Here is a 13,943-nt window from a genome sequence, read left to right on the forward strand (position 1 = left end):
GCTCTCTCTTTATTATGATTTTTTGCGATGCAAAGGGTAACGTTGATCGCCCTGAGAGTCTCGACCACCCTCAGGGCTGCTGTCTTTGTGCCTGAGCACAGGGTTTGCAACCAAGCCCTGTGCGGGTGAACAACCGCGCTTTGAAGGACCACCACAATGTTCGAACTCGATCACGACCTGGCCCAGGACATCGTCGACCGGGCGATGGCCATCCTGCCTTACAACGTCAACGTCATGGACAGCCAGGGGTTGATTCTCGGCAGTGGTGAACCGGAGCGGGTCAACACCCGGCACGAAGGCGCGCAACTGGTGCTGGCCAACGGGCGGGTGGTGGAAATCGATGCGCAAACCGCTATCCACCTCAAGGGCGTACAACCGGGCATCAACCTGCCGCTGTTGCTCGATCAACGGCTGATTGGCGTGCTCGGCATCACCGGCGAACCCGAGCAATTGCGCACCTACGCCGAACTGGTGCGCATGACCGCCGAGATGCTGGTGGGCCAGCGCAATCAGCAGGCCGAGCAGCAATGGCGGCGCCAGCGTTGCGATGATTTGCTGGCGTTGCTGCTCAGCGAGGCAGGGGATTCGCCGCGCTTGATCGATGAGGCGCAACAGCTCGGGCTCAAACCGCAACTGACGCGGGTGCCGTATTTGTTCGAGCTGGGAATGGAGCACGGTCCGGGGCAAACCGTCGACGCACTCAGCGCCTGGCTGACCTCGCGCTACCCGGACAGTTGGTGCGTGAGTTCGGCCAAGTCGTCGTTGCTGTGGTGCCGGCCGGCCAACCAGGCGATCGAGAACGACCGCTTGCTGGAAAAGCTCGACGGCCTCGGCTGGAATATCTTGCGCATCGCCGTGGGCGGACAGGCCGATGGCTTGTCGGGTTTGCGCCGTTGCTATCGGCGGGTCGGCGACTTGCTGGCCTATGGGCGCGATGTGCTGCCGCATTCTCGTCTGTTGACGCTGACCCGTTATCGATTGCCGGTGATGCTCTGGCGCCATCGCAACGATGATGCGCTGGACGAATTACTCAAGCCCTTGCGCAAAGTCATCGCCAAGGACGGCAACGGCCAATTGCTGGCGACGTTGCGCAGTTGGTGCGATCACGACGGCCAGAGCCAGGCCTGCGCCGATGCGCTGGGCATTCACCGCAACAGCCTGCGTTACCGGATGGAGCGGATTGCCGAGCTCAGCGGCGTCGACCCGTTGCGCCTCGATGGCATGCTGGCGCTGTACCTCGGCGTGCAGCTACTCCCACAAACCGAAACAACACCGCCCCTGTAGGAGCCGGCTTGCTGGCGATCCACTTAACGCGGTGTTCCTGATCCACCGCGTCGTACGCAATCGCCAGCAAGCCGGCTCCTACAGGGGATGCGTAAACCTGTCGTTTTGTGAAAATGAACAATAATCCTCCGTGCCACTTGTGCAGCGGACCGGCGTTATTGTTCAGGCCGGCTGGCAGCATGGGGGCATTGGAACTGGAGAATTCGCATGAAAATCGTCATCGCCCCCGATTCGTTCAAGGACAGCCTCAGCGCACAAGGCGTGGCCGATGCCATTGCCCTTGGTCTGGTTGAAGTCTGGCCCGATGCGCAACTGGTCAAATGCCCGATGGCCGATGGGGGCGAAGGCACGGTCGAGTCGATTCTGGCCGCCTGCGAAGGTCAACTGCGTCGCACCCGCGTCAAAGGGCCGCTGGGCACAACGGTCGACGCCGCGTGGGGCTGGTTGCCCCAGAGCCTCACCGCCATCATCGAGATGGCCGAGGCCAGCGGCCTGCAACTCGTTCCGCCGGGGCAACGCGATGCGTGCATCAGCAGCACCTTCGGCACCGGTGAGTTGATCCGCGCGGCACTCGACGCCGGAGCGCAACGGGTGATCCTGGCGATTGGCGGCAGCGCCACCAACGACGGCGGTGCAGGGGCGATGCAAGCGCTGGGCGTGAAACTGCTCGATGCACAAGGCCAAACCCTGGAACCCGGCGGGTTGGCACTGGCGCAACTGGCGCGCATCGATCTCAGTGGCATCGATCCGCGTCTGACCGACGTGCGCTTCGACATCGCCGCCGACGTCAACAATCCACTGTGCGGCCCCCACGGCGCCTCTGCGATTTTCGGTCCGCAAAAAGGCGCAACGCCTGCGCAGGTCGAGCAGCTGGATCGCGCCCTCGGGCACTTCGCCGGGCTTTGCGCCCAGGTCCTCGGCAATGACGTGCGTGACGAGCCGGGCAGCGGCGCGGCGGGTGGCCTGGGGTTTGCCGCCAAGGCCTTCCTGGGCGCGCAGTTCAAGGCCGGGGTTGAAGTGGTCGCCGAATTGGTCGGCCTGGCCGATGCGGTCAAGGGCGCCGACCTGGTGATCACCGGCGAAGGCCGCTTCGATGCACAAACCCTGCGCGGCAAGACACCGTTTGGTGTCGCACGCATCGCCGGGCAACACGGCGTGCCGGTCATCGTCATCGCCGGCACCTTGGGCGAGAGCTATCAGGCCCTGTACGCGCATGGCATCGACGCCGCGTTTGCCTTGGCGAGCGGGCCGATGACCCTGGAGCAGGCGTGCACCGAGGCGCCACGGTTGTTGCGTGAGCGTGCGAGCGACATCGCCCGGGTCTGGCGTATCGCCAAACGCAAAACCTGATACCCCACGGCCATTGTAGGAGCGAAGCTTGCTCGCGAAGGACGTCAACGATGACGCAGGTTGTCTGTATGAACGCGTTGCCCTCACGACCTTCGCGAGCAAGCTTCGCTCCTACAGGGGGATGCGGCGAACCAAAGATCAGTGTTTCACGGATGAAACACTCGTAATCCCTTGAAATATATTTCGCAAATCCCCGCAAAAATCCTCAACCCCAGCCGATACAGATATCAGGCGCACACAAACCTATTACAACAGTGGCGCCAGCCTGAGCGGTGCGCCTCAATGCCCGCCCGCCAGTGATCACGGCAAGGACGCTCGAAGACTCAATCACCCGAGTATCGTCCTATGTCCCTGCGTAATCTGAACATCGCGCCTCGAGCTTTCCTGGGTTTTGCTTTCATTGCCTTGCTGGTCATCGTGCTGGGTGTATTTGCCGTGAGCCGCATGACGACCATTCGCCAGGCATCGGTCGATATGGAGACGACGCAACTGCCCAGCATCGGGTTTTTGGGCAACATGACGGAAAACGTCCTGCGCATGCGCATCCTCTCGTTCCGGGTGTTGGTCAACCGCGAACCCGCCGCGTTGCAGGAAGCCCAGACTCGCATCAGCGTCCTCACCGACAAGCTGCGCAGCGCTCAGGCCAGCTACGCAGCTTTGCCCGCCCAGCCAGAAGAAGCCGCGCTGTACAAGACGTTCATGGCCACCCTCGACAACTACATGCAAGCGCAGAACCAGATGATGGAACTGTCGCGGCAGAACAAGCTGGATGAGATGCGCACCCTGATCAATACGCGGATCAAGGACGGCACCGACCAGATGGGCGAGCAGCTCAATAAACTGGTGGCACTCAACACCACCGATGCCAAGACCGCATCGGCCGAAGCGGGCGAACACTACAGCAATGCCATCACCGGCATCGTGGTCGTTGCGGTGATTGCCGCACTGATGACCGTGTTGCTGGCCTGGCTGTTGACCCGCAGCATCGTCACCCCGCTGAACCGTGCATTGCAGGCTGCTGAAACCATCGCGGGCGGCAACCTGCGCAACGTCATCGAAGTCGATGGCAAGGATGAACCGGCCCGTTTGCTCGGCGCGTTGTCCGCGATGCAGGCCAGTTTGCGCAAAACCATCGAGCAGATCGCCGGTTCCGCCACGCAGTTGGGCGCCGCTGCCGAAGAGCTGAGCACGGTCACGCAAGAAGCGTCCCGCGGTCTGCAACAGCAAAACAATGAAATCGAACAAGCCGCCACCGCTGTCAACGAAATGACCGCTGCCGTGGAAGAGGTGGCGCGCAACGCCGTGTCGACCTCCGAAGCCTCGAACCAGTCGACCCAGGCTGCTCGTGAAGGTCGCGACCGCGTGGTGGAAACCGTCGATGCGATCCAGACCATGACCCACGACGTGCAGAACACTTCGCTGATGATCGAAGGCCTGGCCGCTCAGGGCCGGGACATCGGCAAGGTGCTGGACGTGATTCGCGCCATTGCCGAGCAGACCAACCTGCTGGCACTGAACGCCGCGATTGAAGCGGCCCGTGCCGGTGAAGCCGGGCGTGGTTTTGCGGTGGTGGCGGACGAGGTGCGGGCGCTGGCGCATCGCACGGCGCAATCGACTCAGGAAATCGAGAAGATGGTGGCCGGCATCCAGAACGGTACGGGGGAGGCGGTGTCGTCGATGCAGCAAAGCAATCAGCGCACCCACAGCACCCTGGAAATGGCCCGAGCCGCCGGTGTCGCGCTGGAGCAGATCACCCAGTCGATCCATCTGATCAACGAACGCAACCTGGTGATCGCCAGCGCGTCCGAAGAGCAGGCGCAGGTGTCCCGCGAAGTCGACCGCAACCTGGTGAACATTCGCGACCTGGCGACCCAGTCCGCTGCCGGGGCCAATCAGACCAGCGCTGCCACCCACGAGCTGTCGCGCCTGGCCGTTGATTTGAATGCCATGGTGGCGCGGTTTGTGATTTGAATCGCTGCGTGGCACTGGCGGTTCCGCCACATCATGGAAGCAACCAGTGCCAAATGCCATCTGCAATGCGATTTCTATTTTTGATCCAAAACAATGTTGACAGCACGGTACTGAGAGATCGGGCCGACGTGTCCAGAACGGTCTTTCAGGCTGTAAAAAAAGTAATGTAATCCATTACCGATCACGCGGATAATTTCTCCTTTCACAGGTATGACCGTGTCGGAATTCGAGTCATGCACGGTGCAATTCACTACAGGAGGGCTGGCGAAGTTACCCAGGTGCAGTGAAATCACATCGCCGGCTCGCTGATCAATATATTTAGAAACGACGATCGGTACTGAATCATTGTTTTCAGCCAAGTATGCAGTGGTGATTCCGTTTTGTTCGACTTCATCTGGAATACCCACCTGTTGGCCCGGGTTTCCTGCGTTTGGCGGTGTTTTATCAACGGTAAAAAAACTCGCTTGGGAGAACATCGAGCTTGCTGAGATGGTCAGGGAGTAGCTCGCTTTGTAACGGCCCTCGGCCATGAAGTACTTTGGCTCGATTGGAAGCTGGAGAGGGAATATTTTTGGGTCAATGGGTGTTATGAAATCAAATTGATAGACGCGAACATCATTTACTAGCAGCTCCAAACGTACTCGTTGGTTTGGTGGCGTTGGAAACACTCCATCCCAGTCAGGAACTGACATAAGAAGGGGTTTGTAAAGCTGTTCGACGGGCAGCAGGTTTTCCTGGCCGCCGGGAAGATCTGGCAGTGCACCCAGAATTCCAGGGGCTTCGAGTTCTTGTATTTGCAGATTTAAATTCGACATTTAAGTGCTCTGAGTAAAAGGTAAGTGGAACCTCACGTCTCGACTGCAGAGGTATCGAGGCCAGTTAAACGAAATAGCGTGGCACCCGTCTACTGTCAGATATGACAGGTGGTCGTTTTCTGCAAGGGGTGTCACAGTGCGCGGTGATGCCGCGCAGGTGGCGCGTTTCGTGATTTGAGATAGGGTTGAGACTAGGAACACGCGCGATTGGAGAAATACATGCGCTATTCAGCCTTGACCCAACGAATTGCCGGAGACGGCGCTGCGGCCTGGCAGATTCATTACCGAGCATTGGAATTACGAGAGCAGGGCGTCGATGTGTTGCTGTTGTCGGTGGGCGATCCGGACTTCGATACGCCGCGTCCCATCGTCCAGGCGTGCATTGACAGCCTGCTGGCTGGCGACACGCATTACTCGCAAGTGCGCGGCAGTCGCGGGCTACGCGACAGCATCGTCAACCGTCACCGGCGTTGCAGTGGTCAGGAGGTCGATGCGGATCAGGTGATTGTGACGCCCGGCGCCCAGTGCGGGGTGTATTCGGTCGTGCAATGCCTGCTCGATCCGGGCGATGAAGTGATCGTCGCCGAACCGATGTACGTGACTTATGAAGGCGTGTTCGGCGCCTGCGGGGCGAAAGCGGTGCCGGTGGCGGTGCGTCCGGAGAACGGCTTTCGCGTTGATCCGGCGGATGTCGCGGCGCTGATCACGCCGAAAACCCGCGCGCTTTTGCTCAACAGTCCAAACAACCCTTCCGGTGCCAGTCTGTCGCTGAAGATCTGGCAGGAACTGGCGTCGCTGTGCATTCGGCACAACCTGTGGCTGATCAGTGACGAGGTTTACAGCGATCTGTTGTACGAGGGCGAGCACATCAGCCCGGCCAGCCTGCCGGGCATGGCCGAGCGCACCGCGACGCTCAACAGCCTGTCCAAATCCCACGCCATGAGCGGCTGGCGGGTCGGTTGGGTGATCGGGCCCAAGCCCTTGATTGACCATCTGGAACATCTGTCGTTGTGCATGCTGTTCGGCATTCCGGACTTTGTGCAGAAGGCGGCGCAAGTTGCGCTGGAGGGTGATCTGCCGGAAGTGGCGATGATGCGCGAAGAATACCGTCAACGCCGTGACCTGGTGTGCGCGAGCCTGAGTGCGTGCCCGGGGGTGCGGGCGGTTCGGCCCGATGGCGGGATGTTTGTGATGGTCGATGTGCGCCAGACCGGGTTGTCTGCCCAGCACTTCGCCGAGCGGCTGCTGGAGGGCTATGGCGTTTCGGTGCTGGCCGGCGAAGCGTTCGGGCCGAGCGCTGCGGGGCACATCCGGATCGGGTTGGTGGTGGATCAACGGAAACTGGCGGATGCGTGTCGGCGGATTGCGTTGTGTGCGGCGGATCTTTTGGAGGCCCGGCGCGCCTGAGGGCCTCTTCGCGGGCAAGCCTCGCTCCTACAGAAGTTCGCGATTCCTCTGTAGGAGCGAGCGGTGCGACGATTCGACTTGCCCGCGAAGACTGACTGACAGGCGCTACATCTCTTAATCCTTCCACGCCCGGGTATTCACCAGATTCTTCGGCCGCTCACCCGCCAACGCTGCCAGCAGATTGTCCACCGCACACGTCGCCATCGCTTCGCGCGTTTCATGGGTCGCTGAGCCAATGTGCGGCGTCGCCACCACGTTGTTCAGTTGCAACAGCGGCGAGTCCGGGTTCAGCGGTTCGCGTTCGAACACATCCAGCCCCGCTGCGCGAATCTGCCCGGAACGCAACGCTTCGATCAGCGCTGTCTCGTCCACCACTTTGCCCCGTGAAATGTTGATGAAGATCGTCTCTGGACGCATCAGCGCAAACTGTTCAGCACCGATCAGCCCCTCGGTTTCCACTGTCAGCGGCAACGTCAGGCAAACGAAATCGGCCTGCTGCAACAGCTCCGGCAGGCTGCGGTATTGCGCATTGAAGCGCTGTTCCACCGCCGGTTTCGGCGAGTGGCTGTGATAGATCACCGGCATGCCGAAACCGAAATGCCCGCGTTGGGCCAACGCTTCGCCGATCCGCCCCATGCCAATGATGCCCAGGGTTTTGCCGTGCACATCGCTGCCGAAATGCACGGGGCCGATGTTGCGGTTCCACTGGCCGGCACGAACCATGTTCGCCAGTTCCACCACGCGCCGGGCCGTCGCGAGGATCAGCGCAAAACCGGTGTCGGCGGTGGTTTCGGTGAGCACGTCCGGGGTGTTGCTGAGCAGGATTCGCCGCTCGGTCAGGTAGTCGATGTCGTAGTTGTCGACGCCCACCGAAACGCTGGCAATGGCGCGTAGATTCGGCGCCAGATCCAGCAGGCCCGCGTCCAGTTTCAGACTGGCACCGAGCAACCCGTGAGCGCGGGGCAGGGTCTCGCGCAGTTGCGCCAGGCCATCGGCGTCGAGGTTGTCGATCAACGTCACGTCGGTCTGCTCATGCAGGCGAGCCATCAGCAACGGCGAGAGTTTCTTGTACAGCACGACCTGCTTTTTCATCGTATTCATCTCTGCATCAATTCAAGGATGGGCGGCGGTCGGGCGTGTTTGCGCAACCGCAGGACGTTCCCGGTCGCTGGCGCCGGGCTTGAGGAGAATCGTCAGCACCACCGAAAACATCAGCGCGCCGCTCATCAGCAGGTACGACGCGCCCGGCGAACCGGTGGAGCTGTTCAGGTAACCGACCAGATAAGAGCCGCCAAACGAGCCCAGCGCGCCCATGCTGTTGATCAACGCCATGGCGCCACCGGCGACGTTGGCCGGGAGGATTTCCGGGATGATCGCGAAGAACGGTCCGTAAGGCGCGTACATGCAGGCCCCGGCAATCACCAGCAGGGTGTACGACCACCAGAAATGTTCGGCGCCCAGCGCGTATGATCCGTAGAACGCAATCGAGGCGATCAGCAGCGGCGGCCAGACAAAGCGTTTGCGCTTTTGCAGTTTGTCCGAGCCCCAGGACACCAGCAGCATCCCGATCACCGCCGCCAGATACGGCAGCGCCGACAGCCAGCCGGCTTCGACCATGTCCATTTGCGCGCCGGCCTTGAGGATCGACGGCAGCCACAGCACGAAGCCGTAGACGCCAATGCTCCAGCAGAAAAACTGCAGGGCCAGGATGATCACTTTCGGCGAGCGGAAGGCCTCGGCGTAGTTCTTCACCGCCTTGATGCCCACCTGTTCGGCGGCGAGGGCGCTTTCCAGATCGTGCTTTTCGGCGTCGCTGAGCCACTTGGCCTGGGCCGGACGATCATCCGCCAGGCGCCACCAGATAAACGCCCAGAGCACTGCCGGCAAACCTTCGATGATAAACATCCAGCGCCAGCTGTAATGCTGCACCAGATAGCCCGACACCACCGACATCCAGAGCATGGTCACCGGGTTGCCGAGGATCAGAAAAGTGTTGGCCCGCGAGCGTTCGGCACGGGTGAACCAGTGGCACAGGTAGATCAGCATGGCCGGCATCACCGCGGCTTCGACCACGCCGAGCATGAAGCGAATGACTATCAGCCAGTAGGCGTTGGAGACGATCCCGGTGAGCGTCGCCAGACTGCCCCAGAGGATCAGGCTGACGAAAATCAGTTTCTTCACACTGTGTTTTTGCGCGTAGATCGCGCCGGGCACCTGGAAGAAAAAGTAGCCGAGGAAGAACAGTGCGCCGAGCATCGACGACAGGCCTGGCGTGATCATCAGGTCGGCGGCCATCCCGGAGGCGGCGGCGAATCCGTAGTTGGCGCGGTCCAGGTACGCCAGGCTGTAGGTGATGAATACGATGGGCATGATGTACCACCAGCGGCGGGTGGCGAGCGTTGCGGTTTTCATGAGTGGTGCTCCTGAGCTTGTTGTTTTTGTCGCAGCAGGTAACGGGTTTAAATCTTCGGTGATTGAGCGGGCCTCATCGCTAGCAGGCTAGCTCCCACACTGGATCTATAGGCGACACAAATCCCCTGTGGGAGCCAGCCTGCTGGCGATAGCGGTCTCGAATTCGATGGACATTTCGGATCGGGTCGGCAAACCCTCCATATCCCCACGACTCTGTACCGCACGGCTACCAATCCAGTTGGCGCGTTTCACGGCGTCGGCAACGCTGTGGTTTTCCAGCAGCGCGCTGATCATGCCGACGGCAAACCCGTCACCGGCACCGACCGTGTCGACCACCGTTTCCACGGGCACGCCCGCCACGAAACCGTCATCCAGATGCGTGCGGTAATACGCGCCGTGCGGGCCGAGCTTGATCGCCACCGCTTCGGCGCCCTGGTCGAGGTAAAACGCGGCGATGTCAGCCGGGTCTTCATAGCCGGTCAGCAAGCGACCTTCACTCAAACCCGGCAGCACCCAGTCGGCGAGGGCGGCGAGGCGGTTGATTTCGCTGATCATCTGTTGCGTGCTGGCCCACAGGCTCGGGCGCAGGTTCGGGTCGAAGGACACGCTGCGCCCGGCTTCACGCATGCGCGTCATCAGTTCGAAAGACATCTGTCGCGCCGTTTCCGAGAGCGCCGGAGGAATGCCGGTGGCGTGCAAGTGCCGCGCCTTGAGCAGTTCGGGGATGATCGACCGGGGCGACAGATGACTCGCCGCCGAGCCGCGCCGAAAGTACTCGACCCTGGGATCGTCGCCATCGTCGGTGCGTGACTTGAGCTGAAACCCGGTCGGGTGTGCGGCATCGAGGGCAACGTTACTGCAATCCAGGCCTTCCTTTTTCAAGGTGTCGATCACGAAGTGCCCCAGAGAGTCGTCACCGACCCGGCTCAGCCACGTCACCTTGAACCCCAGTCGCGATAAACCGATGGCGACGTTGCTGTCGGCCCCGGCAATGCGTTTGTGGAAGTGGTCGACGTTGGCGAGGTCGCCATTTTGATCGGCGACAAACATCGCCATGGTTTCGCCGAACGACAGGATATCGATCTCAGACATGAGCGCTCTCCAGGCGTGCTTGCCCCAAGTGGGCGAGGGCGGCGACATGCTCGGTGGTGAGCTGCACCAGGTCATCGGCTTGCAGTGGATATTCCGCGGCCCGCATCACGCCTTGGGCCATGTGCCGCAGCAGTTGTTCCCACGAATGCAGGTCGCTGGCAGCAGGCGGCATGGCGACCAGTTTGCCATCGGCCCGGCGCGACACGGCTTTGCAGTGCACGTAGCCAACGTGGCGCCCTAGCAGGCGCGCGGCGCTGCTGGCGGACTGGTCCTGCCAGTGCCAGTTGCCGATGTCGAAGGTCATTTTGATCGGCAGATTGTGTTGCTCGACCGCTGCGAAAAAACGCTGGAACGGTTCGATGCGACCGCCGTGCAGGGTCTGATCGTTTTCCACCAACAGTTGCACGGCGCTTTTGCCCAGGATCCGGGCGAGGGTTTGCAGGTCGCTGGTGTCGGTGAAGTAACCGAGGGACACCTTCAGCCATTTGGCGCCGAAGGCCTGGGCGCGTTGCAGGGCGGTGATCAGTTGCGGATTGGGTTTCGACTGGCCGGCCAGCCACAGTTCCATCGGCGAGGAATACACGCTTTCGAGGCCTTGCGCCTGGGTGGCATCGGCCAGTTGGGCGGGGTCTTCAACGGTCAGCAGTTCTTCGCGCCATTCGATGTGGCTGGCGCCCGCAGCCGCGAGGATATCGATGAAACTGCCTTGACCGCGCTGGCGGACGAGGTCGGCGCCGTAGCTGGAGAGGCTGATGGAAACGGGTGGTTTATGCATTGTCATGGACCTCTGAAACCGGTTTCATTTTTGTTCAAAAAAAAGGATGAGGTTTTGTGGTGATCTTTTGGGCCCCTTCGCGGGCAAGCCTCGCTCCTACAGAGGTATCGCGAGCCTCTGTAGGAGCGAGGCTTGCCCGCGAAGGGGCCGAAACATTCACCGAGAATTTCCCAGGGTCGACCCACGCACAATCAACCGAGCCGAAAAATCCATCGTCCGCACCGGCCCGTCATCCCCGCGCAAACGCTTGAGCAAGCATTCAAATGCACTCGCACCCATCTCGGTCGTCGGTTGGGCGAGGGCGGTGATGCCGCTGCCCACCAGCGGGTACCAATCCAGGTCATCGAGGGCGATCAAGCCGACATCCTCGAACAACGTGCACTGCAATTCGCGCAACGCATGGGTCGCGGCCAGCGCCGCAATCCCGTTCGCGCAGAACAGCGCCTTCGGGCCGGGGCCGGGTGTATCGAGAAAGGTTTTGAGATTTGCCGTGAGGTCACTGCCGGTTTCGCTCATCGTTCCGCGCAGCGCCGAACGCCGGGCGATCTGCGCCTTGAAACTGCTGACTCGTTCGATCCGTGAGCTGGTGCCGTCAAACGGTTCGGTAACCAGCAGCACATCGCGGTATCCGCGTTCTTCAAGGTGGGCGATGGCGATCTCGACCGCTGCCGGGTTGTCCAGCCCGACCATGTCACTTTCGAGGTGCTCGACCTTGCGGTCCACCAGCACCAGCGGCATCTCGCGATGCAGTTCCTGCAATTCGTCGCGGTGGTGGCCGAGGGTGTTCACGATCAGCCCTTCGATGTTGTACGAGCGCAGCAGGGCCAGGTGCTGGCATTCCTGCTCGTCATCGCGGTCGGTGTTGCACACCACCAGGCTGTAGCCGTGTTGACGGCAGGCGGTTTCCACCCCGTGCATCACGGCAATCGAATAAGGGTTGCGGATGTCGGCGACCAGCATGCCGATCAGGCGGGTTCGTCCACGTTTCAGACCGCGAGCCATCTGGTTCGGGCGATAGCCCAGTTCGGCAATCGACTGTTCGATGCGCAACGCAATCGCATCGGACAGCAAGGCGCGATCCTCGCCGATGAACCGCGACACGCTGGCCTTGGAGACCTTGGCGTGTTCGGCGACATCAAGCATGGTCACGCGGCTGCGCTGGGCGGCGGAGAAATCGTTCACGGTCTGAAACCTTCTTATTGGAGTTATAAGGTCCGTGCGTTTGAGATCGCACTGAAACCGGTTTCAGAAGACACCAAAAGCAAATACGCCGTCAAGCCCCGCATCGTCGATTGTCCGACAATGGCCGACGAATGGGATTCAGGCCCAAAGACTCAACCAGGCCGATCCCAACAGCAACAGGGCCATGCAGCGATTGAAGCGTTGCATTGAGCGAGGTGAGCGCAACCAGCGCGTGGAGCCCGCGCCGAGCAACGCCCAGACCCCAAGGCAGGGCAGGGAAATCAGAAAGAACGCCAGCGACAACACCATCACATGGGCCAGGCGCTGTTCGCCGCCCCCGGCAAAGACACTGACAACCGCCAGCGCCATCATCCAGGTTTTCGGGTTGATCAGTTGCAGGCCGGCAGCGCCCAAAAGACCGAGCCGGGCGTCGGCATCTTGGGTGGTGACGGCTTCTGCCGGGGCGTTGAAAATTTGCCAGGCGAGGTAACTCAGCCAAGCCACGCCGATCCACTGCATGGCGGTTTGCACGAAGGGCCAAGCGGTCAACGACGCTCCGGCACCGCTGCCGACCAACAACACAATTGTCGCGGCGCTGGCACAGGCGCCGAAGATGATCGGCACGGCGGCCACCAAGCCGTATCGGGCACTGTTGCTCAACACCAGAATGTTGGTCGGGCCGGGCGTGATCGACGCCACGAACGCAAACAACAGGAAGGGCAGTAACGTCGGGAAAGTGGACAGCATCGCGGGCAAACTCCGGTGAAGATCTTTGAAGTCGATCTTCACAATTCCACGGTCAACTGTCTGGAAGATTTGAGCAGCGCTTGCGATACAACGCGGGCGTCAGGCCGTAGGCCCGCACGAACCAACGGCCCAGATGACTCTGGTCGGCGAACCCCAGCGTCATGGCCACCGTGGCCGGTTGTTCGCCTCGGGCCAGCATTCTGCGGGCCGTGGCCAGGCGCAATTGCACCAGATAGGCGTGCGGGGCGATGCCGTAAGCAGCCTTGAAGGCGCGGGTCAGGCGAAAGCGATCGACGCCCGTTGCGGCGGCCAGTTGGTCGAGGCCGATGTCCTCGTGGGCATGGGCGTGCAGATACTCCCGAGCTTTCTGCGCCACCAACGGCAATCGCGGGTCTTCGCCATAACGGGCACGCCAGTGCAGGTGAGTGGTGAGGCGCTCGAGCAGTCCGTCGAGGGCAGTCTGGCGGACGATTTTCAGCTCGCCGTTGTGCAGGGCCTGAAACGCCAGGCTGGTGGCGTGGGCCAGGCGCACGTCGGTGGCCAGGGTATTGGCGAAGCTCAATTGACTGTTGTCCGGCGCGTTGTCGAACACGGCACTGAGTTCGCGCTTCAACCATTGCGGGTCGAGGTACAGCATGCGGTAGGTGAAACCGTCTGCCGTCGGTGCTTCGCCATCATGGATGTCACCCGGTTCGAGCAAAAACACCTTGCCCGGCGTGCTCTGGTGCCGGGCCCGCCGGCAGTTGAATTGCTGCACCCCTTGCTCGGTGACGCCCACCAGATAGCTGTCATGCCAGTGCGGATCGTAGGCGTGGCCCTCGAAATGCGCGCGCAGCGTCTCGATGCCGGTGTCGGCGTCCTGGGCCAGGTCGATCCAGTTGTGAGTGGTCATGCTGCACCTGCGAGAC

Annotated in this window: 12 protein-coding genes; 4 read left to right on the forward strand and 8 right to left on the reverse strand. The window is 61.3% G+C overall.

Going from position 1 to position 13,943, the window contains the following annotated elements:
- The first annotated feature begins 156 nt into the window (after nucleotides 1–156).
- The 3 genes from KGA82_RS06005 to KGA82_RS06015 all read left to right on the forward strand — a co-directional run bounded on the left by KGA82_RS06005 (nucleotide 157) and on the right by KGA82_RS06015 (nucleotide 4,605).
- Nucleotides 157–1,284 (forward strand): sugar diacid recognition domain-containing protein, encoded by a 1,128-nt coding sequence (locus KGA82_RS06005; protein ID WP_008031099.1) that lies wholly within the window; start codon nucleotides 157–159, stop codon nucleotides 1,282–1,284.
- A gap of 207 nt (nucleotides 1,285–1,491) precedes the next feature.
- Nucleotides 1,492–2,634, forward strand: a complete 1,143-nt coding sequence (locus tag KGA82_RS06010) for a glycerate kinase (protein WP_223449934.1) — start codon at nucleotides 1,492–1,494, stop codon at nucleotides 2,632–2,634.
- A gap of 345 nt (nucleotides 2,635–2,979) precedes the next feature.
- Entirely contained in the window at nucleotides 2,980–4,605 is a 1,626-nt protein-coding gene (locus KGA82_RS06015; RefSeq protein ID WP_223449935.1) for a methyl-accepting chemotaxis protein, read from the forward strand.
- 74 nt (nucleotides 4,606–4,679) lie between these two features.
- On the opposite strand, the gene KGA82_RS06020 is transcribed toward KGA82_RS06015, so the two are convergent.
- A complete protein-coding gene (locus KGA82_RS06020) occupies nucleotides 4,680–5,420 on the reverse strand; it encodes a hypothetical protein (protein ID WP_223449936.1) in 741 nt (246 codons plus the stop codon).
- 219 nt (nucleotides 5,421–5,639) lie between these two features.
- On the opposite strand from KGA82_RS06020, the gene KGA82_RS06025 reads away from it, so the two are divergent.
- Nucleotides 5,640–6,827 (forward strand): pyridoxal phosphate-dependent aminotransferase, encoded by a 1,188-nt coding sequence (locus KGA82_RS06025; RefSeq protein ID WP_008036860.1) that lies wholly within the window; start codon nucleotides 5,640–5,642, stop codon nucleotides 6,825–6,827.
- Between the two features lie 114 nt (nucleotides 6,828–6,941).
- On the opposite strand, the gene KGA82_RS06030 is transcribed toward KGA82_RS06025, so the two are convergent.
- From KGA82_RS06030 to KGA82_RS06060, 7 genes are all read right to left on the reverse strand, one after another.
- Complete coding sequence (locus tag KGA82_RS06030) at nucleotides 6,942–7,919, reverse strand: NAD(P)-dependent oxidoreductase (protein ID WP_223449944.1); 978 nt, start codon at nucleotides 7,917–7,919, stop codon at nucleotides 6,942–6,944.
- Nucleotides 7,920–7,940: 21 nt separating this feature from the next.
- Nucleotides 7,941–9,239: an MFS transporter gene (locus tag KGA82_RS06035; RefSeq protein ID WP_008036856.1), complete on the reverse strand. Its 1,299-nt coding sequence runs from the start codon at nucleotides 9,237–9,239 to the stop codon at nucleotides 7,941–7,943.
- A 105-nt stretch (nucleotides 9,240–9,344) separates the two neighbouring features.
- Complete coding sequence (locus KGA82_RS06040) at nucleotides 9,345–10,331, reverse strand: sugar kinase (protein WP_223449937.1); 987 nt, start codon at nucleotides 10,329–10,331, stop codon at nucleotides 9,345–9,347.
- Complete coding sequence (locus KGA82_RS06045) at nucleotides 10,324–11,106, reverse strand: sugar phosphate isomerase/epimerase family protein (RefSeq protein ID WP_192227067.1); 783 nt, start codon at nucleotides 11,104–11,106, stop codon at nucleotides 10,324–10,326. The genes KGA82_RS06040 and KGA82_RS06045 overlap by 8 nt, the downstream gene beginning before the upstream one ends.
- Nucleotides 11,107–11,262: 156 nt before the next feature.
- Entirely contained in the window at nucleotides 11,263–12,288 is a 1,026-nt protein-coding gene (locus tag KGA82_RS06050) for a LacI family DNA-binding transcriptional regulator (RefSeq protein WP_317850748.1), read from the reverse strand.
- Between the two features lie 138 nt (nucleotides 12,289–12,426).
- Complete coding sequence (locus KGA82_RS06055; protein ID WP_223449938.1) at nucleotides 12,427–13,035, reverse strand: LysE family translocator; 609 nt, start codon at nucleotides 13,033–13,035, stop codon at nucleotides 12,427–12,429.
- Nucleotides 13,036–13,087: 52 nt separating this feature from the next.
- The gene (locus tag KGA82_RS06060) at nucleotides 13,088–13,927 is read right to left on the reverse strand and encodes an AraC family transcriptional regulator (RefSeq protein ID WP_008036846.1); all 840 of its coding nucleotides are present in this window, start codon (nucleotides 13,925–13,927) and stop codon (nucleotides 13,088–13,090) included.
- Nucleotides 13,928–13,943: the final 16 nt, after the last annotated feature.

The organism is Pseudomonas sp. BF-RE-22, from assembly GCF_019956155.1.
Classification (GTDB): domain Bacteria; phylum Pseudomonadota; class Gammaproteobacteria; order Pseudomonadales; family Pseudomonadaceae; genus Aquipseudomonas; species Aquipseudomonas migulae.